General features: G+C 67.7%; 23 protein-coding genes. All 23 read left to right on the top strand.

Features of this window, described 5'->3' with window-relative positions; genetic code table 11:
- Positions 1-48: 48 nt before the first annotated feature.
- Positions 49-1,074 carry a type VI secretion system protein TssA gene (tssA, locus tag G4D77_RS30430; RefSeq protein WP_016446988.1) on the top strand — a complete coding sequence of 342 codons (1,026 nt, stop codon included), beginning with the start codon at positions 49-51 and terminating at the stop codon, positions 1,072-1,074.
- 48 nt (positions 1,075-1,122) lie between these two features.
- Complete coding sequence (locus tag G4D77_RS30425) at positions 1,123-1,773, top strand: peptidoglycan recognition protein family protein (RefSeq protein ID WP_047219161.1); 651 nt, start codon at positions 1,123-1,125, stop codon at positions 1,771-1,773.
- The gene (locus G4D77_RS30420; RefSeq protein WP_047219160.1) at positions 1,764-2,177 is read left to right on the top strand and encodes a hypothetical protein; all 414 of its coding nucleotides are present in this window, start codon (positions 1,764-1,766) and stop codon (positions 2,175-2,177) included. The genes G4D77_RS30425 and G4D77_RS30420 overlap by 10 nt, the downstream gene beginning before the upstream one ends.
- A gap of 132 nt (positions 2,178-2,309) precedes the next feature.
- Complete coding sequence (gene tssB, locus G4D77_RS30415) at positions 2,310-2,852, top strand: type VI secretion system contractile sheath small subunit (protein WP_012205675.1); 543 nt, start codon at positions 2,310-2,312, stop codon at positions 2,850-2,852.
- A gap of 28 nt (positions 2,853-2,880) precedes the next feature.
- Complete coding sequence (gene tssC, locus G4D77_RS30410) at positions 2,881-4,374, top strand: type VI secretion system contractile sheath large subunit (RefSeq protein ID WP_012205676.1); 1,494 nt, start codon at positions 2,881-2,883, stop codon at positions 4,372-4,374.
- Positions 4,375-4,491: 117 nt separating this feature from the next.
- The gene (locus G4D77_RS30405; RefSeq protein ID WP_013802359.1) at positions 4,492-4,863 is read left to right on the top strand and encodes a hypothetical protein; all 372 of its coding nucleotides are present in this window, start codon (positions 4,492-4,494) and stop codon (positions 4,861-4,863) included.
- Positions 4,864-4,892: 29 nt separating this feature from the next.
- Complete coding sequence (locus G4D77_RS30400; protein WP_227741007.1) at positions 4,893-5,432, top strand: hypothetical protein; 540 nt, start codon at positions 4,893-4,895, stop codon at positions 5,430-5,432.
- Positions 5,433-5,480: 48 nt separating this feature from the next.
- Positions 5,481-6,290, top strand: coding sequence for a type VI secretion system accessory protein TagJ (locus G4D77_RS30395; protein ID WP_154834273.1), 810 nt, complete (start codon positions 5,481-5,483; stop codon positions 6,288-6,290).
- Positions 6,291-6,301: 11 nt separating this feature from the next.
- Positions 6,302-6,748, top strand: a complete 447-nt coding sequence (locus tag G4D77_RS30390) for a DUF4087 domain-containing protein (RefSeq protein WP_154834272.1) — start codon at positions 6,302-6,304, stop codon at positions 6,746-6,748.
- Between the two features lie 11 nt (positions 6,749-6,759).
- Complete coding sequence (gene tssE, locus G4D77_RS30385; RefSeq protein WP_016453373.1) at positions 6,760-7,314, top strand: type VI secretion system baseplate subunit TssE; 555 nt, start codon at positions 6,760-6,762, stop codon at positions 7,312-7,314.
- 23 nt (positions 7,315-7,337) lie between these two features.
- The gene (gene tssF / locus G4D77_RS30380; RefSeq protein ID WP_016446993.1) at positions 7,338-9,212 is read left to right on the top strand and encodes a type VI secretion system baseplate subunit TssF; all 1,875 of its coding nucleotides are present in this window, start codon (positions 7,338-7,340) and stop codon (positions 9,210-9,212) included.
- Positions 9,209-10,381 (top strand): type VI secretion system baseplate subunit TssG, encoded by a 1,173-nt coding sequence (gene tssG, locus G4D77_RS30375; protein WP_154834271.1) that lies wholly within the window; start codon positions 9,209-9,211, stop codon positions 10,379-10,381. The genes tssF and tssG overlap by 4 nt, the downstream gene beginning before the upstream one ends.
- Before the next feature lie 24 nt (positions 10,382-10,405).
- A complete protein-coding gene (locus tag G4D77_RS30370) occupies positions 10,406-11,239 on the top strand; it encodes a hypothetical protein (protein WP_126311374.1) in 834 nt (277 codons plus the stop codon).
- Between the two features lie 35 nt (positions 11,240-11,274).
- Positions 11,275-11,880, top strand: a complete 606-nt coding sequence (locus G4D77_RS30365; protein WP_227472492.1) for a hypothetical protein — start codon at positions 11,275-11,277, stop codon at positions 11,878-11,880.
- Positions 11,881-11,884: 4 nt separating this feature from the next.
- The gene (locus G4D77_RS30360; protein WP_154834270.1) at positions 11,885-12,448 is read left to right on the top strand and encodes a hypothetical protein; all 564 of its coding nucleotides are present in this window, start codon (positions 11,885-11,887) and stop codon (positions 12,446-12,448) included.
- A gap of 51 nt (positions 12,449-12,499) precedes the next feature.
- The gene (tssH, locus tag G4D77_RS30355; protein ID WP_154834269.1) at positions 12,500-15,241 is read left to right on the top strand and encodes a type VI secretion system ATPase TssH; all 2,742 of its coding nucleotides are present in this window, start codon (positions 12,500-12,502) and stop codon (positions 15,239-15,241) included.
- Complete coding sequence (locus tag G4D77_RS30350) at positions 15,238-17,508, top strand: S41 family peptidase (RefSeq protein ID WP_154834268.1); 2,271 nt, start codon at positions 15,238-15,240, stop codon at positions 17,506-17,508. The genes tssH and G4D77_RS30350 overlap by 4 nt, the downstream gene beginning before the upstream one ends.
- Positions 17,509-17,607: 99 nt before the next feature.
- Positions 17,608-18,504, top strand: coding sequence for a hypothetical protein (locus G4D77_RS30345; protein WP_223275298.1), 897 nt, complete (start codon positions 17,608-17,610; stop codon positions 18,502-18,504).
- Positions 18,505-18,506: 2 nt separating this feature from the next.
- Positions 18,507-19,664, top strand: coding sequence for a hypothetical protein (locus G4D77_RS30340; protein ID WP_016447001.1), 1,158 nt, complete (start codon positions 18,507-18,509; stop codon positions 19,662-19,664).
- Positions 19,665-19,774: 110 nt separating this feature from the next.
- Complete coding sequence (locus tag G4D77_RS30335; protein WP_154834267.1) at positions 19,775-22,084, top strand: type VI secretion system Vgr family protein; 2,310 nt, start codon at positions 19,775-19,777, stop codon at positions 22,082-22,084.
- 57 nt (positions 22,085-22,141) lie between these two features.
- The gene (locus G4D77_RS30330) at positions 22,142-22,621 is read left to right on the top strand and encodes a hypothetical protein (RefSeq protein ID WP_016453366.1); all 480 of its coding nucleotides are present in this window, start codon (positions 22,142-22,144) and stop codon (positions 22,619-22,621) included.
- A gap of 70 nt (positions 22,622-22,691) precedes the next feature.
- Positions 22,692-24,053, top strand: coding sequence for a hypothetical protein (locus G4D77_RS30325; RefSeq protein WP_227741005.1), 1,362 nt, complete (start codon positions 22,692-22,694; stop codon positions 24,051-24,053).
- The gene (locus G4D77_RS30320; RefSeq protein WP_016453364.1) at positions 24,050-25,171 is read left to right on the top strand and encodes a DUF2169 family type VI secretion system accessory protein; all 1,122 of its coding nucleotides are present in this window, start codon (positions 24,050-24,052) and stop codon (positions 25,169-25,171) included. The genes G4D77_RS30325 and G4D77_RS30320 overlap by 4 nt, the downstream gene beginning before the upstream one ends.
- Positions 25,172-25,174: the final 3 nt, after the last annotated feature.

The following is a 25,174-nucleotide window of genomic DNA, read 5'->3' as shown; positions in this document are numbered from 1 at the left end:
GCGCACTGCCCCTGCACACCAAACCCCAAGCCACATCGAATCCCGCCCATGGCCAATATCCAGGACCTGCTGACCGAGACCGCCGCCGAGCCCCCCTGCGGCCCGGACCTCACCTATGACAACGACTTCCAGTCCATGGAAAGCGCTGCCCAGGGCAAGGTCGAACAGCAGTTCGGCGACACCGTCATCCCCGCCGAGCCACCGGACTGGCGCGACGTGGAGCGCCAGGCCTCGGCCCTGATGCAGCGCACCAAGGACCTGCGCGTGGCCGTGCTGCTGTGCCGTGCCTGGACCATCCTGCACGGCCTGCCCGGCACGCTGCAGGGCCTGCAGCTGTGCGCCGCCCTGCTGGAGCGCCACTGGGAGCATGTCCACCCCCTGCCCGAGGACGGCGACGACTACTTCATGCGCATGAACGCCCTGGGCACCCTGTCGGACGTGACGGGCTTTGTGCGCGACCTGCGCAACGCCGACTTCCTGCGCGGCGCCCTGGGCCAGATCAGCGTGCGCGACGCCGAACTGATGGCCAGGGGCAACGTGCCCGAGGACCTGCCGCACCTGACCGCCGACGAGCTGCGCATGGCCTCGGCCCGCGCACATGCCGAGGGCCACGAAACCCTGCTGGCCGTCACCCCCGCGCTGCAGGAACTCGACCGGATCCGCGCCTGCTGCGAACAGCACCTGCCCAGCCACCAGCAGCCCGAGCTCGACGGCCTGCGCCAGCTGCTGCTGGCCCTCGGTCAATGGCTGCCCCAGTCCACAGGCGACGCCGACACGGCCGCTGAAACCGATCCGGCCGCACAGGCCGGCACCGGGGACGGCCTGGCATCCCAGCCCGCGCCCGGCACCCCCCACACCCCGGCACGCAACCGCGAACAGGCGATTGCCCAGTTGCTGGAAATCGCCGCCTTCGTGGAGCGCACCGAGCCCTCCAACCCCGCCCCCCTGCTCATCCGCCGCGCCGCCCGCTTCATGCGCATGGGCTTCATGGACATCCTGCGCGAACTGTCGCCCGACAGCCTGGCCCAGGTGGAAGTGATCACGGGCGCCCACCTGCAGGAGCAGCAGACATGAGGGCCACCGCCAAGAACGAGGCGCTGTTTAAACGAAAGGATGCAAGCAATGCTTGAAGTCGACAAGAACGGGATGGTGATCAACAACGCACGCATCCTGCCGCGACGCACCACGGCCATTGAGCGCGCGGCCATGCCCACGGTCCGAGGGATCATCGTCCACCAGACGGGTTCCTCCACGGAGCAGGCTGTTTTCAACAGCTACCTGGTCCCTGGCGCCAACGGGGCGCACTTCCTCATCAGCAAGCAGGGCACGATCTACCAGACAGCTTCGCTGTATCGGCGGACCAACCACGTTGGCAATGTGCGCGCACGCTGCCTGGCAGAGCATCGGTGTACTGCAGCGGAGATCAAGCAGTACAGCAAGAGCGGCCCCAAGGCTATTAGCCGCACAGAGATGACCAAGAGCGTCCCTGAGCGCTACCCCTCCAACCTGGACAGCATCGGCATTGAAATCGTTGGCATCGCGTCGTTGCCTCCGAGCAAAAAGATGCCCCCGAATCTCACGCCCAAGAAGCAGCAGGAGTTCATCAACGAAAACGCCGTCTACGAGGCAGTGAACGGGCCTCAGCAAAGCGCGTTGAGCTATCTGGTGGAAGAGCTGAAGAACAGCCTGCAGATTCCGGGAACCGAAATTCATCGCCACCCGGCAGTCAGCTACAAGAACGTTACCGAAGCGGAGACCGCGACATGGCAATGAAATGGTGTCTCGCCGTAGCGTTTGGCTTCGCCGTGGCGGCCTTTGCGGATACACGCTCCAAGCCCGTCATAGAGCGCATCACGATCCCGGTCAGCGCCGCCAAAAGCGAAGATCCGAATATCCATTGCGATTCACTGCGCATTGACGAAAAGCGTGTGCGCTATTTCCTGCGCCACGCCAGGCCCAGCAGCCAGTTCAATTACGCGCGTGCCTATGAAACCGGTAGTTGCAGCGCCAGTGCCGTCGTGCGCTTCAAGGGTGGCCGCGAATTCCGGCTGGCCATCGATGACGGCACCGGCTGGGGAACCACAGAGAGCAAACGCTCTGTGTCCTACCTCTATTGCGAAGCCTGCACTGATCTGCTGGAGCCGGACTTCGACTTCAAGGAGCCAGCGTCCCCATGACATCTGCGCCTTTCCACGGCTTTGACCGTTTCCAAACGGCCTCTTGCGCCCTCAGCCCTTCGGTCCGCCGCAAGGCGGGACTCCAGGCTTTTTACTTCTGCGACCTATTTTTTTCTTGAAAGGAACACCCGCATGTCGCTCACCAAAACCGGCAAGAGTGGTCAGAAATTCATCGCGCGCAACCGTGCGCCGCGCGTGCAGATCGAGTACGACGTCGAGATCTACGGTTCGGAAAAGAAGGTGCAGATCCCCTTCGTGATGGGCGTGCTGGCCGATCTGTCGGGCAAGCCCGTCGATCCGCTGCCCGAGATCGCCGACCGCAAGTTCCTGGAAATCGACATCGACAACTTCGATGCGCGCATGAAGTCCATCAAGCCCCGCGTCGCCTTCCAGGTGGACAACACGCTGACGGGCGAGGGCAAGCTCAACATCGACCTGAGCTTCGAGAGCATGGAGGACTTCTCCCCCGCCGCCATCGCGCGGCGCGTGGGCGCGCTCAACTCGCTGCTGGAGGCACGCACCCAGCTGCACAACCTGCTGTCCTACATGGACGGCAAGCAGGGCGCCGAGGAGCTGATCGGCAAGGTGCTCAAGGACCCTGCGCTGCTCAAGTCGCTGGCCGCCGCGCCCAATATCACTGCCCCGCAGGCCTCGGGCCCTGCATCCGAGGCTTGAGGCAGCACATCAGGAAGGCAAGCACGTCATGAATACCGCAACCCAACTCGAACAATCGACCCAGGCGCTGGCCGGCAGCGAATTCGGCAGCCTGCTGCAAAAGGAATTCAAGCCCAAGACCGACCAGGCCCGCGAAGCCGTGGAAGCGGCCGTGCAGACGCTGGCCCAGCAGGCCCTGGGCTCGGCGATCACGCTGTCCAACGATGCCTACCAGACGGTGCAGGCCATCATTGCCGAGATCGACCGCAAGCTGTCCGAGCAGATCAACCGCATCATCCACCACGACGACTACCAGAAGCTCGAAGGCGCCTGGCGCGGCCTGCACCACCTGGTGACCAACACCGAGGTGGACGAGATGCTCAAGATCCGCGTCATGAACATCTCCAAGAAGGAGCTGCACCGCAACATGCGCCGCTTCAAGGGCGTGGGCTGGGACCAGAGCCCCGTCTTCAAAAAGGTGTACGAAGAGGAGTACGGCCAGTTCGGCGGCGAGCCCTTCGGCTGCCTGGTGGGCGACTACCACTTCGACCACAGCCCGCCGGACGTGGAGCTGCTCGGTGAAATGGCCAAGGTGGCTGCCGCGGCCCACTGCCCCTTCATCTCGGGCGCGGCGCCCGCCATCATGCAGATGGAATCCTGGCAGGAGCTGGCCAACCCGCGCGACCTGACCAAGATCTTCACCAACACCGAGTACGCCGCGTGGCGCAGTCTGCGCGAGTCCGACGACGCCAAGTACATCGGCCTGGCCATGCCCCGCTTCCTGGCACGCCTGCCCTACGGCGCGCGCACCAACCCGGTCGATGAATTCGATTTCGAGGAAGAAACCGACAGCGGCGACCACGGCAAGTACTGCTGGGCCAACTCGGCCTACGCCATGGCGGTCAACATCAACCGCTCGTTCAAGTACTACGGCTGGTGCACCTCCATCCGCGGCGTGGAATCGGGCGGCGCGGTGGACAACCTGCCGGCCCACACCTTCCCCACCGACGATGGTGGCGTGGACATGAAGTGCCCCACGGAAATCGCCATCAGCGACCGCCGCGAGGCCGAGCTCGCCAAGAACGGCTTCATGCCCCTGGTGCACCGCAAGAACTCGGACGTGGCCGCCTTCATCGGCGCCCAGTCGCTGGCCAAGCCCGCCGAGTACTACGACTCCGACGCCACGGCCAATGCCAACCTGTCGGCGCGCCTGCCCTACATGTTCGCCTGCTGCCGCTTCGCGCACTACCTCAAGTGCATCGTGCGCGACAAGATCGGCTCCTTCCGCGAGCGCACCGACATGGAGCGCTGGCTCAACGACTGGATCATGAACTACGTGGACGGCGACCCGGCCAACTCCTCGCAGGAAACCAAGGCCCGCAAGCCCCTGGCCGCCGCCGAGGTGCAGGTGCAGGAAGTCGAGGGCAACCCCGGCTACTACACCTCCAAGTTCTTCCTGCGCCCCCACTACCAGCTGGAAGGCCTGACGGTGTCGCTGCGCCTGGTGTCCAAGCTGCCTTCCGTGAAGCAGGGCGCGAAGTAAGACTGTCCGTCCACCTGGCTCCTGGTGCCGACACGCTCGCACCAGGGCCAGGCCCCATAACAAGAAACAGGCCTGGAGAAGCTTTCCCCTCCAGGACCCAACTCAGAGAGGCTTTTCATGCCCTGGAATGTAGACAACGCCGTCGCCACCCTGCAGACCAATGCCCGCGCCAGTTCTGCCGGCTACTGCGCGCGCTATGTGCGCGATGCGATCGGCGCTGGCGGCATCGCACTGCAGCGCACGCGTGATGCCAAGGACTACGGCACCAGCCTGGTGGCCGCCGGCTTCACACGCTACGACGCCATGCCCGAAGGTGGCTACAAGAAAGGCGATGTGGCGGTGATGCAGGGCTTCACCTCATCGCCCGCCGGCCACATGCAGATGTTCGACGGAAGCGTCTGGATCTCGGACTTCAAGCAGAACGGCTTCTGGGCAGGCCCCGGCTACCGCACCCACAAGCCCGCTTTCAAGATCTACCGCCATCCCTGATGCGCCTGATGCGCCCATTGAGCCACGCCATGAACGCCTGTTCCAAAACCTTCTTCACCCTGCTGCTGGCCGGCACGGCCTGCGCCACGGTGCAAGCCGCACCTGCCACGGCAGCGGACATCACCACCCTGTTCACCGACGCCCTGCATTGCCGCATCGAGTTTCCCGATGGCCGCGACGAAGCGCTCGCCCAGCGCCTGCGCGCGCAGGGCGTGACCGTGGTGGACCGCGCGCCCGGCGAAAGCCTGGACCTGCTCTACCTGTTTGCCACGCCGCTGGAGATCGATGGCACGCAGGTGTCCTCCATCACCGTGCGCGGCGGCAGCGGCAGCATTGTCGCGGCGCGCGCCACGGGCAGCCTGCAGGCGCTGGTCCAGCGCACCAAGGCCCGACCGCAGGCGCGCAGCAGCTGGAACCTGGAAGGTTTCGGCGAACTGCCCGCCCAGTACGCACGCGCCATGCCGCTCAGAAAGGGCGTGGACGAGACGCCACCGCGCATCGTCATCGGCCATGTGGCCGGCGAGGCGCCCGACGCCGTGCGCTGGGGCTGCCGCTCCTACGACGACTGACCGGGGCGCAGCCGCACCCCGCCCCTCTCTTTTTCCTGCGTTTTCACCATGCCCCTGCCCAGCTTCACCTCACAGCTTTCCCTGGACGAGCAACTCAAGGCCCTGAAGGACCAGATCCGCCAGGCCCCGGCCTCGGCGCCCCTGCGCGTCTACTACTTCCAGCTGCTGTGCGTGCTGGGCGAATGGCAAAAGGCGCTGGAGCAGTTGCAGCTGTGCGCGCAGCTCGACCCTTCGTGCGAGCCCATGGCGCGCGCCTACCGCGAGGCCATCCGCTGCGAGGTGCTGCGCGCCGAGGTCTTCGCCGGCAAGAAAAAGCCCTTTCTCATGGGCGAGCCCGCGCAATGGCTGGCCTGCCTGATCGACGCCCTGGCCCATGAAGGAGCGGCCGCCCAGGACCTGCGCGCCCGCGCCCTGGACGAAGCGCCCGCCACGGCCGGCCACATGGGCGAGCACCGCTTCGAATGGCTGGCCGACAGCGATACCCGCCTGGGGCCCGTGTGCGAGCTGCTGGCCCACGGCAGCTACTACTGGCTGCCCTTCGACGCCATTGCACAGATCGGCTTCGAGCCCGTGCAGGACCTGCGCGACCTGATCTGGCTGCCCTGCGAGGTCACGCTGCGCGAGGGCGGCGCGCTGCAGGGCTTCATGCCTGCGCGCTATCCGCTGGCGCCCGGCGATGACGACGCCGTCCGCATGTCGCGCCGCACGCAGTGGAGCCCGCTGGACACAGATGCCTCCGATCCTGACGAATCCGCAGGCCACGTCGCCGGCCACGGCCAGCGCACCTGGGTCACCGACTCCGAGGACTTTCCCATGCTGCAGGTGCGCCAGCTGGCGCTGAGCACCGCCACGCGATGACGGAGCAGGCCATGCACGGAACAGTCGCCCCCGCGTCCCCGCAAGCCCTGCGCTGCCCGTTCTTGCTGCTGGCTGCCTTGCTGTATCTGGGCCCGTGGCCTGCATCGGCCTCCAGCCACGGCCCGGCCAATGCCCTGCGCTGCGGCTGGTTCGACAATCCCACGCCCGCCAATGCCTCGCTGACCGATCGCGATACCGACTGGACCGTTGGCGTGCAGGGCGGCCATCAGGCCCAGGGTGACTGGCCCCGCTTTGCAAACCGTGACTGGTTGCGTACCGGCCATGGCAGCCACGGCTATGGCTGCGCCTGCATGAAGGTGTCCACCGATGACAAGGAGCAGATCGTTCAGATCTTCTCTGCCCGTTCGCGCCCTCTTTCCGCCTGCCGCCAAGACCCGGCGTTGAAGGCGAAGGAGCCCGTGACCCCCCTGGCGGCTGCCCGGCCGGCCGGTTCCTGAAGAAACAAGCCATGCGCCCCAGTCCCCTCAACCCCATGCCCACGCTGCGCACGCGCCAGAACCAGGCGACCGCAGCCAAGGACCGGCTGCAGCCCGCCCTGCTGGACCGGCTGACCGACCATGAGCCCCATCTGCGCACCGAGCGGCCCGATGCGGTCTTCGTGAACGAATCCCGCCTGCGCGAGGCCCTGCTGCGCGACCTGGGCTGGCTGCTCAATGCGCGCGATGCCTGGGACCACGTGGAGATGGAGGGGCTGGAGCATGTGCAGCGCTCGGTCATCAACTACGGCATGCCGCCGCTGGCCGGCCAGCTGCTGTCCGAGCTGGACTGGGGCCATGTGGAACGCAGCATCCGCGAAAGCATCCTGGCCTTCGAGCCGCGCATCCTGCCCAAGACGCTGGCCGTGACGCTGCTGGCCTCCACCGAGCAGCTCAACCACCACAACACGCTGCAGTTCGAGATCCGCTGCCAGTTCTGGTCCATGCCCTATCCGCTGGAGCTGCTGCTCAAGACCAGCCTGGACCTGGAGACGGGCCAGGTCTCGCTGCAAAACCTCAGGGCCTGAGCCCGGACGCCGCCACACACACCATGAATCCCCGCCTCGTCGAGTACTACAACCGCGAACTGGCCTATCTGCGCGAGCTGGGCGCCGAGTTCGCTGCCGCCTTTCCCAAGGTCGCGGGCCGTCTTTCGCTGCACGACACCGATGTGGCCGACCCCTATGTGGAGCGCCTGCTGGAGGGCTTCAGCTTTCTGAGCGCACGCATCCAGCTGAAGATGGACGCGGAGTTCCCGCGCCTGTCCCAGCGCATGCTGGAAATGGTCTGCCCCCATTACCTGGCGCCCACGCCATCCATGGTGGTGGTCCAGCTCAAGCCCAGTGCCAAGGAAGGCAACCTGGTCGATGGATTCACCCTGCCCTCGGGCAGCGTGCTGCGCACCCACAAGGTGCAGGAAGAGCAGACCATCTGCGATTTCCGCACCGGCGGGCCGCTGACGCTGTGGCCGCTGGAGATACGCCAGGCCCGCCTGGGCGGCCCGGCGCTGGACCTGCCCCATGCGCTGGTGCCCCAGCTGGGCGAGGCCGGCGGCCACCTGCGGCTGCAGCTGGCCACGCTGGATGCCTCGCAGTGCATGCAGGTGGCGCTGGACCAGCTGTGGGTGTACATCCATGCGGGCGACGTCGTAGCTTCCCATCTGCAGGAGCTCATCCACACGCAGACGCTGGCCATCGTGGTCCACCACCCGCAGGACCCGCGCCAGGTCTGGGACGTGCTCCCGCCCGATGCGCTGCGCGCCGAGGGCCATGACAGCGAACAGGCCCTGATTCCCTATTCGCACCGCGCCTTCCAGGGCCACCGGCTGCTGCACGAGTACTTCGCGTTTCCCGCGCGGCAGCGGTTCTTCTCGATCAACGGCCTGTCGCGCAGCATGCGCCGCATTGCCCACGACGGCGTGGGCATCACGCTGCTGCTGCGCCGCGCCGCGCCCACGCTGGAGCCGCAGATCGACGCGGCCAAGCTGCTGATGCACTGCATTCCGGCCATCAACCTGTTCGAGTACACGGCGGACCGCCTGCACGTGGCCTCCAACGTGCACGAATACCACGTCGTTGCCGACCGCATGCGGCCGCTGGACTTCGAGGTCTACGGCGTGCAGGCCGTCACCGGGCACCACGAAGGCAAGACGCAGGACCGTGAATTTGCGCCGCTGTACGCATCCACTCACGGCCTGCACTCCACCGAGCAGGCCTACTTCACCACGCGGCGCGAGCCCCGGCTGTTTTCCGAACGCAGCCTGCGCAGCGGCCCGCGCACGCAGTACCTGGGCTCGGAAGTCTTCATCTCGCTGGTGGACCAGCGCGAGGCGCCGTTCTCCGACGAGCTCAAGCAACTGTCCATGCATACCCTGTGCACCAATCGCGACCTGCCCCTGCTCATGCGCGTCAACCAGCCGGGCGGCGACTTTGCCCTTCAGGAGTCGGCACCGGTGGACTGGGCCCGTGTCATCGCCGGCCCCAGCGCCCCGATACCGGCCGTGGCCGATGGCGGCCTCACCTGGCGGCTGATCTCCCACCTGAGCCTGAACTACCTGGCCATGACCGACCTGTCCGACGAGGAAGGCGCGGCCACGCTGCAAGAGCTGCTGCGCCTGTACCTGGACCTGGGCAACCACCAACTGGCCGGACAGATCGCCGCCATCCAGGGCATGCGCATCGAACCCATCACGCGCCGCCTGCCCCAGCACCGCCAGCTCGTCTACGGGCGCGGCGTGGGCGTGCACCTGAGCGTGGACGAGCCGGCCATGGCCGGTGTCAGCCCCTGGCCCCTGGCCAACATGCTGGAGCGGTTCTTTGCCCGCCACGTGGGCGTCAACAGCTTCACCGAGCTGCAGCTGCACTCTCGCCAGCGCGGCCCCGTCGCGCACTGGGCGCCACGCCCCGGACAACGGCCCGGCATATGAGCAACGCCGCGCACGCTCCCCTTGCCCAGCCGGTGCCCGATCAGGACCCGGAGCTGCCCACCGTGCAGGCGAACGCGTCCGAGGACGCTCGGGCGCGCCTGTTCTGGCAGCGCCTGAGCGCCAGGCCCTACCAGTTCGACCTGATGCACAGCCTGCGCTACCTGCAGGCGCGCCACCCCGGCCTGCCGCGCCTGGGCCAGGCCACGCGCCCCAAGGACGAACCGCTGCGCCTGGGCCAGGACCCGTCGCTGGCCTTCGCGCCCGCCACCATCGCCGAGATCCTGCCCTCGCGCGCCGGCGAGCCCGAGCGCATGACGGTCTGGAACTTCGGCCTCTACGGCCCCAACGGACCGCTGCCCACGCACATCACCGAATACGTGCGCGAGCGCCTGCGCCAGCATGACGACGCCACGCTGGCGCGTTTTTCAGACATCTTTCACCACCGCATGCTGCTGCTGCTGTTCCGCGCCTGGTCGGACGCCCAGCCCACGGCATCGCTGGACCGCCCCGGCGAGGACCCCTTCGGCCGCTACATAGACAGCTTCATCGGCACCGGCCTGCCCAGCCAGCGCACACGCGACGACGTGCCCGACCACGCCAAGCGCTTTATGGCCGGCCACCTGACCCGCTGGACACGCAATCCCGAAGGCCTGTGCCAGGCCCTGTCGCACTACTTCCAGATCCCCGTGCGGCTGGAAGAAAACTGCCTGCACCACCTGGAGCTGGAACCCGGGCAGCAGACCCGGCTGCAAAGCCGCCCCTGCAACTCGCGCCTGGGAGTGGATGCCGTCGTGGGCTCGCGCGTGCCCGATGCGCAAAGCAAGTTCCGCCTGGTGCTCGGCCCGCTGGGCCTGGAGCAGTACCAGCAGCTGCTGCCCCAGGCCGCACTGTTCCAGACCCTGGTGGACTGGGTGCGCAACTACCTGGGCATCGAATACGCCTGGGACTATGTGCTGGTACTGCGCCGCCAGGAAGTGCCTGCCGCCCGGCTGGGCAGCAGCACCCAGCTCGGCTGGACCACCTGGCTCACGCATGCCGAGCCCGCACAGGACGCGCGCGACTTCCGCATGGACCCCGAAGCCTGGCTGCGCCAGCGCCGCCAGCCCGTGCGGGGCCGGCGCCCCGGCCCCGGCCCCAGTCCTCGAGCCACTGAATCACCGAACCACTGAATCACCACTTCCCTGCTCGCACACATGCCCACCGTACAGATCAAGTTCCCGCACAACGCACCGGTTCCTTCCACGCTGACGCTGGTCGAGGGCAACCGCCTGCGCGTCAAGATCGAGGCCGTCGCAAAGGCCTACAAGCTGGGTGCCAGGATCGATGCGCCCAGCATTCTTGCGGCCCAGCCCCCCGTACACAACGCCCGCGCCGACAGCTGGCAATTCGACTTCGTGGCGCAGCAGCCCGGGCTCACCAAGCTCAGCATCGTGGCGGTGCAGGGAAGCGGGCTCAGCGTCATGCCCGCAGCCATCACCGTGCAGGTGGAGAAGAGCATTTCGCTGCCTGCGGAGAGCACGACGGAGGGGATGCTGGCAAGGCTGTTCCTGGCGGAAAGCGTCTCGCCGGGCGACACCTCACTGGCCTGGAATCTCGACAACGTGAAAACCGGAATGCAATGGATGCGCCGAGTCATCGAGAACCGCTTGAAAAGCGGAAAGCCTGAAGACTTCATGGCCCGCGGTGCCACCAGCGTCGAGGACATCGTCATGGCGGATGACCGGGGATCGGTCCAATTCCATGGCTTCAACGTCTATCCGAAGCTGGGTCCCGACATTGCCAAGAACCTCCGCGACTATGTGGACAACGCCAACAACGGCCTGCATCCCAAACGCAAGGCCTATCTGGACTTTGTGCAGGCGGCCCTGGACGTTGCCACCGGCGCGGTGCCGCCAGACCCTACCCCCACAGGCCTGTTCGCCTGGAGAACTGCGAAATCCAGCTCTCCCGGTGCCGACTTCATTCAGCACGCCGCGCTGGCTAGAAACATGTTCTACACACATGCCCGGCTGCGCAAACGCGACTGATCCCCAAACACATCGAAAACCAAGGAGGGCACTCCATGTCACCAACCCATACCGGATCAAGCGCTTTGAAACCGCATCGCCATTTCCCAATGGCCAGCCTTGCCACTGCCATTGCAGTGAGCGCCTGCTTGATAGGTGCCCAAGCCTCCGAATCATCGCCGCCACCGGCATCGCCGGCTGAAATCAGCAGCCAGCAAACCCAGCCGACGGCTGCCGACTACTCTCGGCCTGCGCAGGAAAGAGTCGCGTCCATGACTGCGCTGCGGCAATACCTGAAGTTCAAGGATGAAGTCTGGGAAACCCAAAGAGCCCGCCAGAGCAATACCTTTTGCTTCGTGCAGCAGCGTCCCGACCATCCGTCCGATCCCGAGCCGAACGTGTGGATGGTCTGGCTCAATGGCGGCGAGATCGTCAATATGGGCTGGCATCTCTATTCGCCCAAAACGCTGACGAAAGAAGACGCCAAAGCGGATGGTGAAAGCCTGGCAAGAATGAAATCCATCAAGCTCGCGACCGACGTGCGAGAAACGGCCCAGGAAATCTACGGCAGCAGCTTCCTCGTCGAACGCGCCTGGGTGGACATGCTGCTGGCGCAATGCAAGGCCAAGGGCCGCACCATCAAAGTGACTCCTGCCCGATAGCCGCATGCCGCATATCGGACGCAACCGCTTTCCCGGCCCATGCCGTGTCAGGCAAGGCCGTCGCCTGCTCGCAAGGTGTCTGCTGGCCACCCTGGCGGGGTCGGCCCTGCCTTTGCTGGCAGCGCCTGAAAGCGGGCGGGCTTCCGATTTCTCGCGTCCGGCGCAATCCCTGATTCCTTCTCCAGCCGCCCTGCGTATCTATTTGAAGAGCCGCCAGGCATCGACTGGCCCCGGAAAGCCTTCAGCCCTCCAGCGCTTTTGCTTCGTGCAACAGCACAACCGCAGCGCAGTCCCTGCGCGCTCGTCGGTCTGGATGGTCTGGCTGGAAGGCGGCCAGATCGCCAATCTGGGGCAGCGCCGCTTCACCGCCAAACCATCGCCGGATGAAGCGCATTGGGATGGCGATGCCTTGTCCGAAGCCAAGGCCATCCACCTCGCCGCCGACGTCCGTGAAACGGCGCAGGAAATCACCGGCAGCAGCTTCCTCGTCGAACGCGCCTGGGTCGACCGGCTGCTGGCGCAGTGCCAGGCCAAGGGCCGCAAGGTCGAAGTCCGCCCCCAACGCTAGCCGGCAATTCCTACCGCCCATTGATCCCTTCTTTTTAAGCACCCAAGACCCATGACAGAAATCAGCCGCCAATCCCTCTTCGGCAAGCTCAACCCGCTGCTGTTCAAGTCGCTGGAAGGCGCCACCGTGTTCTGCAAGCTGCGCGGCAATCCCTATGTGGAGCTGGTGCACTGGCTGCACCAGCTGCTGCAGGAAAACGATTGCGACCTGATCCGCATCCTGCGCCACTTCGACATCGCCTCCGACCGCCTGGCCGCCGATGTGCTGCGCCGCCTGGACCAGCTGCCGCGCGGCGCCACCTCGATCAGCGACTTCTCCGAGCACATAGAGACCGCCATCGAGCGCGGCTGGGTCTATGCCACGCTGATGTTCAACGACAGCCAGATCCGCAGCGCCTATCTGCTGTCGGGCATGGTGCGCACGCGCTCGCTGGCCAATGAGCTGCGCTCCATCTCGCGCGAATTCGACAAGATCTCCGAGCCCGCGCTCAGCGATGCCTTCGCCCGCCTGCTGCCCGACTCGCCCGAGGCACGCATGCGCGCGGCCGATGGCAGCGGGCTGGAAGGCACGCCGGGCGAAGCGAGCCAGGCCACGGGCGCCGCACCCGGCCAGGGCGGTGCGCTGCAGCAGTACACGGTGGACCTGACGGCCCGCGCCAAGGCGGGCGAACTGGACCCCGTCACCGGCCGCGACGACGAAGTGCGTCAGATGGTGGACATCCTGCTGCGCCGCCGCCAGAACAACCCCATCCTGGTGGGCGAGGCCGGCGTGGGCAAGACCGCCGTGGTCGAAGGCCTGGCCCTGCGCATCGCCCAGGGCGATGTGCCGCCGCCGCTGCGGGGCGTGGAGCTGCGCGTGCTGGACGTGGGCCTGCTGCAGGCCGGCGCCAGCATGAAGGGCGAGTTCGAGAACCGCCTGCGCGGCCTGCTGGACGCCGTGCAGTCCAGCACCACGCCCATCGTGCTCTTCATCGACGAAGTCCACACCCTGGTGGGCGCGGGCGGCCAGGCCGGCACCGGCGATGCCGCCAACCTGCTCAAGCCCGCCCTGGCGCGCGGCACGCTGCGCACCATCGGCGCCACCACCTGGGCCGAGTACAAGAAATACATCGAAAAAGACCCGGCCCTGACACGCCGCTTCCAGCTCGTTCAGGTGCACGAGCCCGACGAGCCTCGCGCCGTGGACATGCTGCGCGGCGTGGCCGCCAAGCTGGAAAACCACCACCAGGTGCGCATTGCGGCCGACGCCGTGGCCGCGGCCGTCAGCCTGTCGCACCGCTACATTCCCTCTCGCCAGCTGCCCGACAAGGCCGTCAGCCTGCTGGACACGGCCTGCTCGCGCGTGGCCATGGCCCTGCATGCCACGCCCGCCCAGCTGGAAGCCGTGCAGCGCCGCATCGAGGCCCTGGGCGTGGAGCAGGAAGTGCTGCTGCGGGAGGCCGCCCTCGGCCTGCCCACGGCCGAGCGCCTGCAGGCGCTGGAAACCGACCTGGCCGGCCTGCGCGAGCGCCAGGCCACGCTGGCCGAGCGCTTTGGCCAGGAAAGCGCGCTGGCCCGCCGCATCCTGGAAACCGAGGCCGCCCTCATGGGACTGAAGCCGCCCGTCTTCTCCACCGGCGCCGCCGCAGACCCGTCCGCTGCGGCGCCGGAAACGGCCGCCGAAGCCACCGCAACCGAACCTGCCGAGCCACCCAGCGTGGCCTCGCTGGAAGCGCTGCGCCGCCAGCTCGCCGAGCTGCAGGGCGATTCCCCGCTGCTGCAGCCCGTGGTCGATGCCGGCGTGGTCGCCGCCGTCGTGGCCGAGTGGACCGGCATTCCCGTGGGCCGCATGGTGCGTGACGAGGTGCAGTCCGTGCTCTCGCTGGCAGACACGCTGGAGAAGCGCGTCATCGGCCAGCGCCACGGCCTGGAGGCCATCACGCGCCGCATCCAGACCTCCCGCGCGCGGCTGGACGATCCGAACAAACCCATTGGCGTCTTCCTGCTCGCCGGCCCCTCGGGCGTGGGCAAGACGGAAACCGCCCTCTCCCTGGCCGAAGCCCTGTATGGCGGCGAGCAAAACCTCATCACCATCAACATGAGCGAGTTCCAGGAGGCGCACACCGTCTCCACCCTCAAGGGCGCGCCGCCCGGCTACGTGGGCTACGGCGAAGGCGGCGTCCTCACCGAGGCCGTGCGCCGCCGCCCCTACAGCGTGGTCCTGCTCGACGAAATCGAAAAGGCCCACTCCGACGTGCACGAGATGTTCTTTCAGGTCTTCGACAAGGGCTGGATGGAGGACGGCGAGGGCCGCTACATCGACTTCAAGAACACCGTCATCATCCTGACCTCCAACGTGGGCTCGGACCTGATCGCCAACATGTGCCGCGACCCGGACCTGGCTCCCACGCCGGAAGGCCTGGCACAGGCCGTGCGCCAGCCGCTGCTGCAGACCTTCCCCGCCGCGCTGCTGGGCCGCCTGACCGTCGTGCCCTACTACCCCATCTCCGACGCCATGCTGGAGCAGATCATCCGGCTGCAGATGCTGCGCATCCAGCGGCGCATCGAGGAACGCCACGGCGCGCAGTTCAGCTTCGACGAAGCCGCCGTGGAGTTGGTGCGCCGCCGCTGCAGCGAGGTCGAATCGGGCGCGCGCATGGTGGACGGCATCCTCACCCAGAACCTGCTGCCGCGCATGGCTACCCACTTCCTGCAGGCCACCGTGCAAGGCCAGGAACTGCAAAGCCTGCATGCCGGCGCCAGCGGCGACGACTTCACGCTGGACGTGCGCACCCGCGCTGCGGAGCCGGCATGAGAAGGCACCGCCTGCCACGCGCCGCCACGGCAGTGATCGCAGCAGCTCTGCTGGCCGCCCCGGCTGCGCAGGCGCTGGACCTGGGCGCCATCGGCCAGGCGGCCGACACCGTGCAGCGGGCCTCGGGCGCCGCAACAGCCGGCCAGCAGGCGCTGGAGGCCGGCCGCAGCGCGGCCAGCACGGCCACCAACGCGGCCACCGGCGCCGCCAGCGAGGCCCGTGCCTGGTGGGACCGCAACCAGGCCCAGCCCGAGGCGGCACAGTCGCCGCCCTCCGGCGCCGCCCCCGTGCAGGACGACCAGGGCGGCCCACGCCGCGTCATGGCCGTGCTGGGCGACGCCTGGACGGACAGCGCCCGGCGCGGCCAGGCCGTGGTCGCGCTCATGGACCAGGGGCCGTACCTCGTGCAGCGCCAGGCCGCCCATGTGGCGCCGGCCAAGTCGCAATGGCTGGCCCTGCCGCGCGGCGACAGCACCGGCGTGGCCATCGAACTGCCCGGCGACCCCGACGGCACGACCTATGACCTGTCCACCGGCCGTGCCCGCCCCGGGGGCCGGGGCGTGCGCATCTTCGCCCTGTCCGTCCATGCCGACGTGCCCCAGCGCGCGGGCCGGCGCAGCCTGGACGCCATAGAGCAGCACGCCATGCTGCGCGCCAGCTCGGTGCGCACCGAATGGCCGCGCCAAAGCGGCGACATCCTGGAGCCCACGGGCGGCAAGCTGCTGGTCTGGGCCAGCGATGCCACGCAGCGCTTCCCTTCCGGCTTTGGCGCCGACGGGCGCCTGTTCACCGCCGACGACCCCATGGTCACCCTGCCGCGCGGCTACACCGTGGTCACGCTGGAGCCGCAGGGCCTGCGCTTCGACCGCGCCCGGGAAATCGCCCTGGCCTTCCATGCCGTCCAGCCCGCGCAGGACATCGACCTGTCCCGCCTGGGCGCGGGCGATGCGGCCCAGGCCCTCATCGGCCTCATTGCCGAGCGCCACCCGCTGGCCGCTGCCAGCGGCTTTGATGCCGGCAAGCTGCGTGCCGACTACGGCCAGCGCCTGCAGACCGCCGCCGAGCGCGGCGACAGCGCCGCACAGGCCCAGGCCCTGGCAGAAATGGGGCAGCGCCTGGGCGATGGCCAGTACCGCGTTCTGCTGCCCGGCGGCCAGGCTTGGCCTGCCCGCACAGACCGGGGCCTGTCCCCGCAGCTGCTGGCACGCGGCAGCGTCAACCTGCCCATGCCGCGCACCTGGCTGCGCGAGGACGGCCGCATCGCCATCACCGGCGTGGCGCCAGGCTCTGCCGCCGCCAAGGCGGGCCTGCAGCCCGGCAGCGACATCCTCGCCATCGAAGGGGAAAGCCCCACCCGCTACCTGGACCGCATTGCCCCCGCCTCGCTGCGCGCCGGTGCCGAAGCCCGCCGCGCCGACCTGCTGGCGCTGGACCTGGGCACGCCCGCCACGCTGAGCCTGCGCACCGCAGCGGGCACACCCTCGGCCAGCCAGGAGCAAACCCTGCGCCTGGACGCCGCCCCCGCCGCAACCACGGCCCTGCCTGCGGCCGAGCCCGCCCTCGCCTCCTTCCTGCTGCGCAGCGCCCAGGGCGGCAACCTGGCCTACATCGCCCTCGACAGCTTTGCCGACGGCGCCACCGGCCAGCTCAGCCGCTGGGAGGGCGCCCTGGCCGCAGCCACCCAGGCCAGGGTCACGGGCCTGGTCATCGACCTGCGCGCCCACCGGGGCGACGACGCCTACCAGCTGCTGCCCCACATGCTGGCCTCGCTCTACACACGCGACAAGCCGCTGCGCATGCAGGACGCCGCCCAGCGCCTGTTCGACCCCGCCGCCCGCGTCTGGCGCAGCCGTGGCGGCCTGGGCCTGCCGGCCCAGCTGCCGCTGGCCGCCTCGGGCACGCCCTTCACGGCCCCCGTCGCCGTGCTCACCGGCCCCGGCTGCGCCGGCCCCTGCGAACTGTTCGCCGCCTGGCTGCAGCACAGCCAACGTGCCGACATCGTCGCCACCAGCACCACGGCCGGCGCCACCGGCCCCGCCACACGCGTGCACCTGCCAGCTGGCTTCATCGTGCAAGTCCCCCTGCTCGCAGAAACCGGCCCCACTGCCGGCAACAACACCGCCGCACAAGCCCAAGGCGTGACCCCGCGCCTGCGCGTGCCCGTGGACGCGGCCTTCACCGCCTCCATCCAGGCCGGCGGCGACCCGCTGCTGGACGCTGCCGTGCTCCACCTGGAGCGCGCCCGCGCTGTGCAGGCATCGCGCTAGGACCAGCCATCCATCGTCTTACGGAGACCCCTGAACATGCCACTTGCCATTACCAGCCAGCCCGCAGGACCGCAGTTCGCCATCACGGCCGATGCCCAAATGCCCACCATCACGGTGACTGCCGTCCTGCAGAACGAAGCGCTGCCTGCAGGGAGCACGCCCATCTTCGAATGGTCGGCCACGCTGACGTTCGAAGGCGGCACACCGCCTACCAACACCGCGTATGGAAGTGGCCGAAGCACTGCACACAGCCCTCTGCCACCGCAGACCAGCGCCAGCCCGAGCTGGCGCATCCCGTTCACCGAAGTCCGTGGAGGCCTGCTGACCGTGCAGGTCACGATGCGGGCGGCCGGTGTGGAGCGCCGGGCGCGCGCCACCTGGACCATCGTCGGCACCAATCCCACGAGCACCGCCATCCGTGCCTTTGCCAACAGCATTGGCGCCGACAGGATCGTGTTTCGAAAAAAAATGCGGCAGGAAAGCTCGCTGCAACAATTCCGCACTCCCGGCAATTGGCCGAAATACAGCAGCGATGGCCTGGGTGGCGTGGGCCTGTGCCAACTCACCCGACCGGCACCGACCGCCAATCAGACCTGGAACTGGAAGGACAACGTGCGCGGCGGCTGGAAGCTCTTCCTGGAAAAGGAGGCCTTCGCAAGGGCATATCCTGGCAAGCAGCGCAAGGGCGAGCGGTTCAAAGGTCTGGTCAGAGCCTGGAACCAGGCCCGAACCGCACAAGGATTGCCAGCCATTCCCGTGGAACTGCCGGACTACACGGCCGAGCAGCTCGAACTCGACACCCTGCGCGGCTTCAACGGCTATGCCAACAATCTGCATGAGTACCGCATACGCATGCAAGGCGATCAACTGTGGGTGACGGTCAGCGCCGACGGCAATACGGCCCGCGCCGAATGGGAAAGGATTCCCGCCGCCGAGCGCGGCGCCGTGGGCGATCGCAACTATGTCGACAACGTGCTTGCCCGCGAGGACTTCTAGCCATGCCCTGGAGTGCTACTTCCCGCCGCTTCGCGACCATTGGCGTAATGCTGGCCAGCGCTTTGCTGTCGGTCGCATGCACGCGCAATGCGGATGACAGCCCTGCCGTCTCGTCCGTGCAGGCGAAGCCGGCCAGCTTCGCCTCGTCGAACGACCAGGACCCGTACCGCTATCTCTATACCGTTTACTGCAACGGCACCGTTGATCGCCTGGACCTCGTCCAACGATCCAAAGTGGGCAGTTTCCAGCTGTCCGAGCGCAGCGGCAGCCCCCCTGCCGTTGCGGCGCTTGCACAGCCGGGAGTGCGCCCCGGCGGTTGCCTGGCCCGCTCCGTGGCCACGGACGATGCGCAGGATCGCACTGCCGCAATGGTCCACATCGTTGCCAGCAGCCATGTGGATCCCGATGCCGATGGCCGCAAGCCGTATCAGTTGCTGACATTCGAGCTGCCCCAATGGACACTGCAGCAGACCCGCAACCTGGGCAGCCTGGATGCACCGCCCCGTCTGGCCATCTCCGCCAACGCAAGCCTGACCGTGCAGCCCCGGGACGAGGACCCGGCTGCAGCCATGGCCGCGCAGGTTCAGTCCTGGGCGGGAGCCGATGCGATGACCTGGGCCAATGCCATCGAATGGTCAGCAGGCAATGTGCTGCTGACCTATGCCTTGCCCGATCAGCGCGGCACGGGCGCAGCGCTGGCGCTGCGCACGGATGCGCGCATCGTGCGCCTGGCCGAATTCCGCCATGGCTCCGGCGACATCCCCCCGGACCTGCGTTTGGCGCCGGGCGGCCAGTTCGTGCTGGCCACCATGAAGCGATCCGTCCCCCTTGGCGAGGGCCTCAGCAAGGTCGAAGCCACCGGAGAGCTACGGCTGTATGGCGCTGACGGCCGCCAGCTCAGCGTTCTGAACCTGGAAAGCCTGGCAGGCAGCGTGCTTGCACTGAGCCAGTCCGGCAAGCTGGACCTGGACCAACCGCGCACCGACAACGACTGGTTCAACGTGGCCTTGACGCCTGGCGGCCTGGCTGTTTTCACCGACCGGCGCGGCAACTACCAGTTCATCGCGCTGGGGCACACCTTTCGCCCCGATCCCGTCATCGATCCAGCCCTGGATGACGCAGACGGCGCCCGTCCAGGGCTGGTGTACGCAGCCCGATAGCAGCAAAGGCACCTCTCCACCCGATCCACCGCCGGCGCACGCAGGTCCGCCCACCCGGACCTGACGCCCCCGCCCCTTGTCTACATCCAAGCACCGCGAGATCCGACACCATGACACGCAGAGTCACCATCAACACCCCCCTGGCAGACCAGCTGCAGCTGCGCCGGCTGCAGGGGCGCGAGGAAATCAGCCATCTGTTCGCCCTGGAGATCGACCTGCTCAGCGAGGACGACAGCATCGACCCCAAGGCCCTGCTGGGCAAGGGCGCCACCGTGGTGGTGGAGACCCAGGACGGCGGCAAGCGCTACATCGACGGCCTGGTCACTGCCTTTGGCATGCGCGGCCAGGACGAGCACCGCAACTTCCTGTACCGCGCACGCCTGTCGCCCTGGCTGTGGCTGGCCACGCGCCGCAGCGACTTCCGCATCTTCCAGAACAAGACGGTGCCGGACATCATCAACGAGGTCCTGGGCATCTACGGCCACCCCATGCAGCAGCGCCTGACGCGCTCCTACCGCACCTGGGAGTACTGCGTGCAGTACAACGAGACGGACTTCCAGTTCGTCTCGCGCCTCATGGAGCACGAGGGCATCTGCTACTACCACCAGCACAGCGCGGGCCAGCATGTGCTGACATTGGGCGACGATGTCATCGCCTCGCACGACCCGCTGCAGGGCGGCGCCGTCATCCCCTTCCACCCGCCGGGCAAGGCCGCCGTGGCGCGCGAGGAATGCATACACGCCTGGGAACTGCACCAGCGCGTCAAGCCCGGCCGGCACTACAACGACGACTACGACTTCAAGAAGCCCCGCGCCGAGCTGTCCAACATGCGCCGCAACCCGCCCGGCCACGCGCACGACGCCTACGAGATCTACGAATGGCCGGGCGGCTACACCGAGACCGGCGACGGCGAGGACTATATCCGCGTGCGCCTGCAGCAAAGCCTCACGCGCCAGAGCACGGTGCAGGGCCGCTCCAACCACCGCGCCATGGCGCCGGGCTACACCTTCACGCTGGACAACTATCCGCGCGGCGACCAGAACCAGGCCTACCTGGTCACGGCGGTCGACTATGCCTTCGAGGAGAACCCGCGCGTCAGCGACGGCGGCAGCGGCGAAGGCTCGGTGCAGAAATTCGTGCTCCAGGCCCAGCCCACCAGCCTTCCCTTCAAGCCCCAGCGCATCACCGCCAAACCACGTACCACGGGCCCGCAGACCGCCGTCGTCGTGGGCCCCGCAGGCGAAGAGATCTGGTGCGACCAGTACGGCCGCGTCAAGGTGCAGTTCCACTGGGACCGCATCGGCGGCATGAACGAGAACTCCAGCTGCTGGATGCGCGTGGCCACCAGCTGGGCCGGGCCGGGCTTTGGCGCCGTGCACATCCCGCGCATCGGCATGGAAGTCATCGTGGACTTCCTCAACGGGGATCCTGACCACCCCATCGTCATGGGCTGCGTCTACAACGCGGCCAACATGCCGCCCTGGGCACTGCCGGCCAACGCCACGCAATCGGGCATCAAGACCCGGTCGAGCAAGGGCGGCGCCCCAGGCGCGGGCATGAAGAACGGCCAGGGCGACGCCAACGCCATCCGCTTCGAGGACAAGGCGGGCGCCGAACAGCTGTGGCTGCACGCGCAAAAGGACCAGCTCACCGAAGTGGAGAACGACGAGGACAAATGGGTGGGCAACGACCGGCGCAAGACCATCGACCGAGACGAGACCAACGTCATCCACCGGGACCGCACCGAGACCGTGGACCGCGACGAGACCATCACCGTGCACAACAACCGCACGGAGCGTGTGGACCACAACGAGAAGATCAGCATCGGCGACAACCGCAATGAAGACGTTGGCATCGACGAGAACATCTCCATCGGCAAGAACCGCAGCAAGACCATAGGCCGCAACGAGAAGGACAAGATCGGCAACAACTGGTCGATCAAGGTGGGCAAGATGAAGACCGAGACCATCGGCATCGCCTACATGCAGAACGTGGGCGTGGGGCGCATGGAAAACGTCGGCGTCGCCTACAACCTGAACGTGGGCGCCATCATGGCCACCATCGTCGGCAGCACCCAGACCACCAGCGTGGGCAGCAGCCAGTCCACCACGGTCGGCAGCACCAAGACAACCACGGTCGGCTCCACGTATTCGCTGACCGTTGGGGGCGGTGGTGGCGGCGGATCTTCCGCAGGCGGCGGCGGTCTCGCAAGCAATGTGGTTGCGCCGTCCGAAAGCGGCTCGGGTGGTGGCGGCGGCGGCTCCAACATCACCATGGACGCGCAAAGCGTCGCCATCACCGTGGGCAGCAGCAGCCTCGTGCTCAAGGCAGACGGAACCATCACCGTCAATGGCAACAGCATCCAGCTCATCGGTGCCAACGATGTCACCACCAGTTCCGGCGGCATCCATGAAAACTGATCCACGCCACGGCCCCGGCCACACCCAACAGCACCCCAGTCTTCAAGGAGCACACCCATGACCGCACTCCAACGCCCGGCCCAGGCACAGGCCATCCCCACGGCATCTGGCCTGCAGCCCGCACAGGTTCTGCAACCCCAGCAAGACGATGGAAGCATCACCATCGAGTGCCTTGGCCAGCAGTGGCAGGCGGTCGCGTCCACCCACCTGCCCAGACTGGTGAGCGGACAGCACGTACTGGTCGCAATGCCCAGTCCCGAGGAGGGGCAGCACGACCTTGCCCCCTTGATCGTCGCCGCCTGGCCCGCAGCGCAGGCACCGGCCTGCCCGCCCTGGGAATTCGACCGCGCCAGCGGTGCCCTGAGCCTGCGCGTGGCCAGCCTGGAGCTGCAAGCCGTGCAAAGCGTGCTCATCCATTGCGCCGACACGCGACTGCAGTTCACCCGTGATGGGCAAGTACAGATCCGGGGCCAGACCATCACGGCTGCCGCCGTCGAAACCCACCGTCTCGAAGGTGGCTCCATCGAACTCAACTGACCAGGCCGCCGAAGGCAACGCCCCTGCGAACGCGGCATGCGCCGCAAGCCCTTCCCTTCGCTTCGACCGAATGAACACGTCAACTCCCCTTTTCCGCGCTCCTGCCGCTCCGCCGCTGCCCGCAATGCTGTCACGCCAGTTGGCGACAGCCATCCGTGCCTATGGCCGCCGCGCCGCATTGCTGCGGACCGAACACACACTCAGGGCATTGAAGGCCACCGACCAGCGGCTGGACATGCTGATGGCGGCATGCCGCTACTACGGCGGCACAGTGGCCCAGGAAGAAGCTGCCGCGTCCCACGCACAGGCACTGCCGGTTGACCGGGCAGGCTCGGCGCATGTCCGCATCGCCCTTTCAGAAGCGCATGAGGCCGATGCCGCAGCACGGCTTGCCTTGATTGCGCAATTGCTCCCGGAGCATCCCGTTGCCGTGCGCGATGGCCTGTGGTTCCACGCCGCTGAAGACACCTGCGTCCACCTGCTGGCATCGGGCGACGACCGCCTGCAGGCCCTGGGCGTGGAGCTGGCCGGCCTGCTGGCCCTGCCAAGCCACCTTGACGCGGTACACGCAGCGGCCAGGCGGGGTGCGGACACTGAAGCCTGCCTGCTGGCCTGCGCCCGCATGGGCCAGTTGCCCGATCAGGCCGCGCCCCGGCTGGCCGCCGTACTGCAAGGCCATGACCTGGCGCTGCAGCGCCGTGCGCTGGAGATCCTGTGCGTAGCCGGTGGGAGCCTGCTGCAGCGGGAGCTTGCGCGCTACATCGAGCGACTCACCGCCAACGATGGCCCCACGGAGGAATCCCACCCAGGACTCTGGGCCTCGGCAACGGACACCGCCATGGCGCTGTGGACCGCGCGCCAGCCTGAGCAGGCGCTTTCGGCCGTCACCCAGGGCCTGCGTCTGCCCCCCGACACCGTACTGCGCACGGTGGCCCTTGCCGGCCGTCTTCAAGGCCTGCTGCCGACACTGCGCTTCATCGAGCAACAGGACAGGCCGGTCACAGCCGCAGAGCGCGATCTGCTGCGGCTGGTGTTTGGCAAAGTGCCAGGCGAGCTCACCCATACACACGGGCAGGCTCCCGCCCGCACCGCCGCGCTGCGCACCCTGGCCTGCGAGGTCTTTGCCGCCAATGGTTGCCAGGCGCTGGAGCCCGGGCAGATCGGCGATTGGACAGATCCCGCGCTCAAGGAGCTTCTCTGGCCGCTGGACGGCATCCGCCTGCGTGCGGGTCGGCCACTGCACACCGTGCTGCCGCTCGAGGAAGCCTTTGACGTAGGCCACGGCCTGCGCCGCTGGCTGTATGTGGAGCATGCGGCCCGCACCGGCCGGCCGTTCCCGTTGTCCCACGAAGACCATGCCCGGCGGCAGATGACTGCCGTAGAGACGATCCAGCTCATCAGCAGCCTGGAAGACGACGGGACGGCGCAATGAACTGCAGCATCCTCAACAACACCCCGTTCGCTGCCCAGGCCTTTCCCCATACGGACGCGCAGGGCGTGCACTCGCTGGCCCTCGTCGCCAAGGGAACCTGGGAGCTGGCCGCCGGCGCCACGAACCTGCCCAGGCTGCGGCCGGCCGAGCGCCAGCGCCCCATCCACCGCGCCGGCCTGCTGCGCCCCCTGGGCAGTCTTGCCAGGGACGAGTTCCAGGCCCAGGTGCTTCAGCCGCGTGCACAGCAACCCTGGCCGATCTGCGAACCGGAGCATGTGCCTCCCAAACCCTGGTTCGACCTGCTGCTCGACGCCTGCGCCGTATCGCCGAACGGGCGCCCGGCCTCCAGCATCGACGTCGCCGTGGACTATGAGCGCCAGGGCCGCCAGCACCGCCTGGCCGCACTGAGGGCATTCAGCCCACGGATATGGATCAAGGACTTTGGCCAGTTGAAGGCCAGTGAGCTGGGGCCGTCATTGCGCATCCCGCTGCTGCGGCCGTTTGCCTTTGGAGGACAAACGCTGGACGCCAGGGGCAACAGCCTGGTGGACGAGCACAACCCGGACGGCATGGGTTTCTACGGCACGGCGGCGCAGGCCGCCTCGGCGCCCCTGCCATGGATGCAGGCGCTGGACAAACCGCTCAGGTACTGGGATGACACCGTGGCGGAACAGGCCCTTGGCCTGGGCCTGGTGCCTGCCCACCACCAGCCGCGCCGCGCGCTGCAGGGCAGCTTCGACGACGCCTGGCGCCAGAGCCGCGCACCGCTGTTGCCCCTGGACCATGATCCACGCCACCGCAACGCCGCACCGCAATCGCTGCAGCTGGCCGAGTCGCCGCGGCCCGGAGACGTACTGGCACTGCACCACATGGGCACCGAGCCGCTGATGCGTTTCGTCTGGCCACGGGTGGCCCTTGTGGCACAGGCTGAGACTGCGGGCGGCACGCTTTTGCCGCCCCAGGAGCTGCGTTGGGACACGCTGGCCGTGGACACGGAGCAAGCCGATGCCTCGCTGGTCTGGCGCGCCCTGCTGCCCCTTGCCGCGCAGGAACGCATCGCCGTGGTCCATCTCTGGGCCCATGAAAACGCCCCCGCGGTCCCCGCCGCCCCGCAATGAGTT

It is taken from the genome of Delftia sp. WY8, from assembly GCF_018437695.1.
In the GTDB taxonomy this organism is placed as follows: Bacteria; Pseudomonadota; Gammaproteobacteria; order Burkholderiales; family Burkholderiaceae_C; genus Comamonas; species Comamonas tsuruhatensis.
Note: the sequence above shows the minus strand (reverse complement) of the source record. Positions and strands in the feature narration are given on the sequence as shown.

Bases quoted from the DNA above. Each gene is read 5' to 3' on its own strand.
- tssG (WP_154834271.1), top strand. From the start codon at position 9,209: ATGAGCAACGCCGCGCACGCTCCCCTTGCCCAGCCGGTGCCCGATCAG.
- tssB (WP_012205675.1), top strand. From the start codon at position 2,310: ATGTCGCTCACCAAAACCGGCAAGAGTGGTCAGAAATTCATCGCGCGC.
- G4D77_RS30350 (WP_154834268.1), top strand. From the start codon at position 15,238: ATGAGAAGGCACCGCCTGCCACGCGCCGCCACGGCAGTGATCGCAGCA.
- G4D77_RS30405 (WP_013802359.1), top strand. From the start codon at position 4,492: ATGCCCTGGAATGTAGACAACGCCGTCGCCACCCTGCAGACCAATGCC.
- G4D77_RS30370 (WP_126311374.1), top strand. From the start codon at position 10,406: ATGCCCACCGTACAGATCAAGTTCCCGCACAACGCACCGGTTCCTTCC.
- tssC (WP_012205676.1), top strand. From the start codon at position 2,881: ATGAATACCGCAACCCAACTCGAACAATCGACCCAGGCGCTGGCCGGC.
- G4D77_RS30420 (WP_047219160.1), top strand. From the start codon at position 1,764: ATGGCAATGAAATGGTGTCTCGCCGTAGCGTTTGGCTTCGCCGTGGCG.
- G4D77_RS30320 (WP_016453364.1), top strand. From the start codon at position 24,050: ATGAACTGCAGCATCCTCAACAACACCCCGTTCGCTGCCCAGGCCTTT.
- G4D77_RS30345 (WP_223275298.1), top strand. From the start codon at position 17,608: ATGCCCACCATCACGGTGACTGCCGTCCTGCAGAACGAAGCGCTGCCT.
- tssA (WP_016446988.1), top strand. From the start codon at position 49: ATGGCCAATATCCAGGACCTGCTGACCGAGACCGCCGCCGAGCCCCCC.
- tssE (WP_016453373.1), top strand. From the start codon at position 6,760: ATGCGCCCCAGTCCCCTCAACCCCATGCCCACGCTGCGCACGCGCCAG.
- G4D77_RS30400 (WP_227741007.1), top strand. From the start codon at position 4,893: ATGAACGCCTGTTCCAAAACCTTCTTCACCCTGCTGCTGGCCGGCACG.
- G4D77_RS30425 (WP_047219161.1), top strand. From the start codon at position 1,123: ATGCTTGAAGTCGACAAGAACGGGATGGTGATCAACAACGCACGCATC.
- G4D77_RS30340 (WP_016447001.1), top strand. From the start codon at position 18,507: ATGCCCTGGAGTGCTACTTCCCGCCGCTTCGCGACCATTGGCGTAATG.
- tssF (WP_016446993.1), top strand. From the start codon at position 7,338: ATGAATCCCCGCCTCGTCGAGTACTACAACCGCGAACTGGCCTATCTG.
- G4D77_RS30330 (WP_016453366.1), top strand. From the start codon at position 22,142: ATGACCGCACTCCAACGCCCGGCCCAGGCACAGGCCATCCCCACGGCA.
- G4D77_RS30390 (WP_154834272.1), top strand. From the start codon at position 6,302: ATGCACGGAACAGTCGCCCCCGCGTCCCCGCAAGCCCTGCGCTGCCCG.
- tssH (WP_154834269.1), top strand. From the start codon at position 12,500: ATGACAGAAATCAGCCGCCAATCCCTCTTCGGCAAGCTCAACCCGCTG.
- G4D77_RS30335 (WP_154834267.1), top strand. From the start codon at position 19,775: ATGACACGCAGAGTCACCATCAACACCCCCCTGGCAGACCAGCTGCAG.
- G4D77_RS30325 (WP_227741005.1), top strand. From the start codon at position 22,692: ATGAACACGTCAACTCCCCTTTTCCGCGCTCCTGCCGCTCCGCCGCTG.
- G4D77_RS30360 (WP_154834270.1), top strand. From the start codon at position 11,885: ATGCCGCATATCGGACGCAACCGCTTTCCCGGCCCATGCCGTGTCAGG.
- G4D77_RS30365 (WP_227472492.1), top strand. From the start codon at position 11,275: ATGTCACCAACCCATACCGGATCAAGCGCTTTGAAACCGCATCGCCAT.
- G4D77_RS30395 (WP_154834273.1), top strand. From the start codon at position 5,481: ATGCCCCTGCCCAGCTTCACCTCACAGCTTTCCCTGGACGAGCAACTC.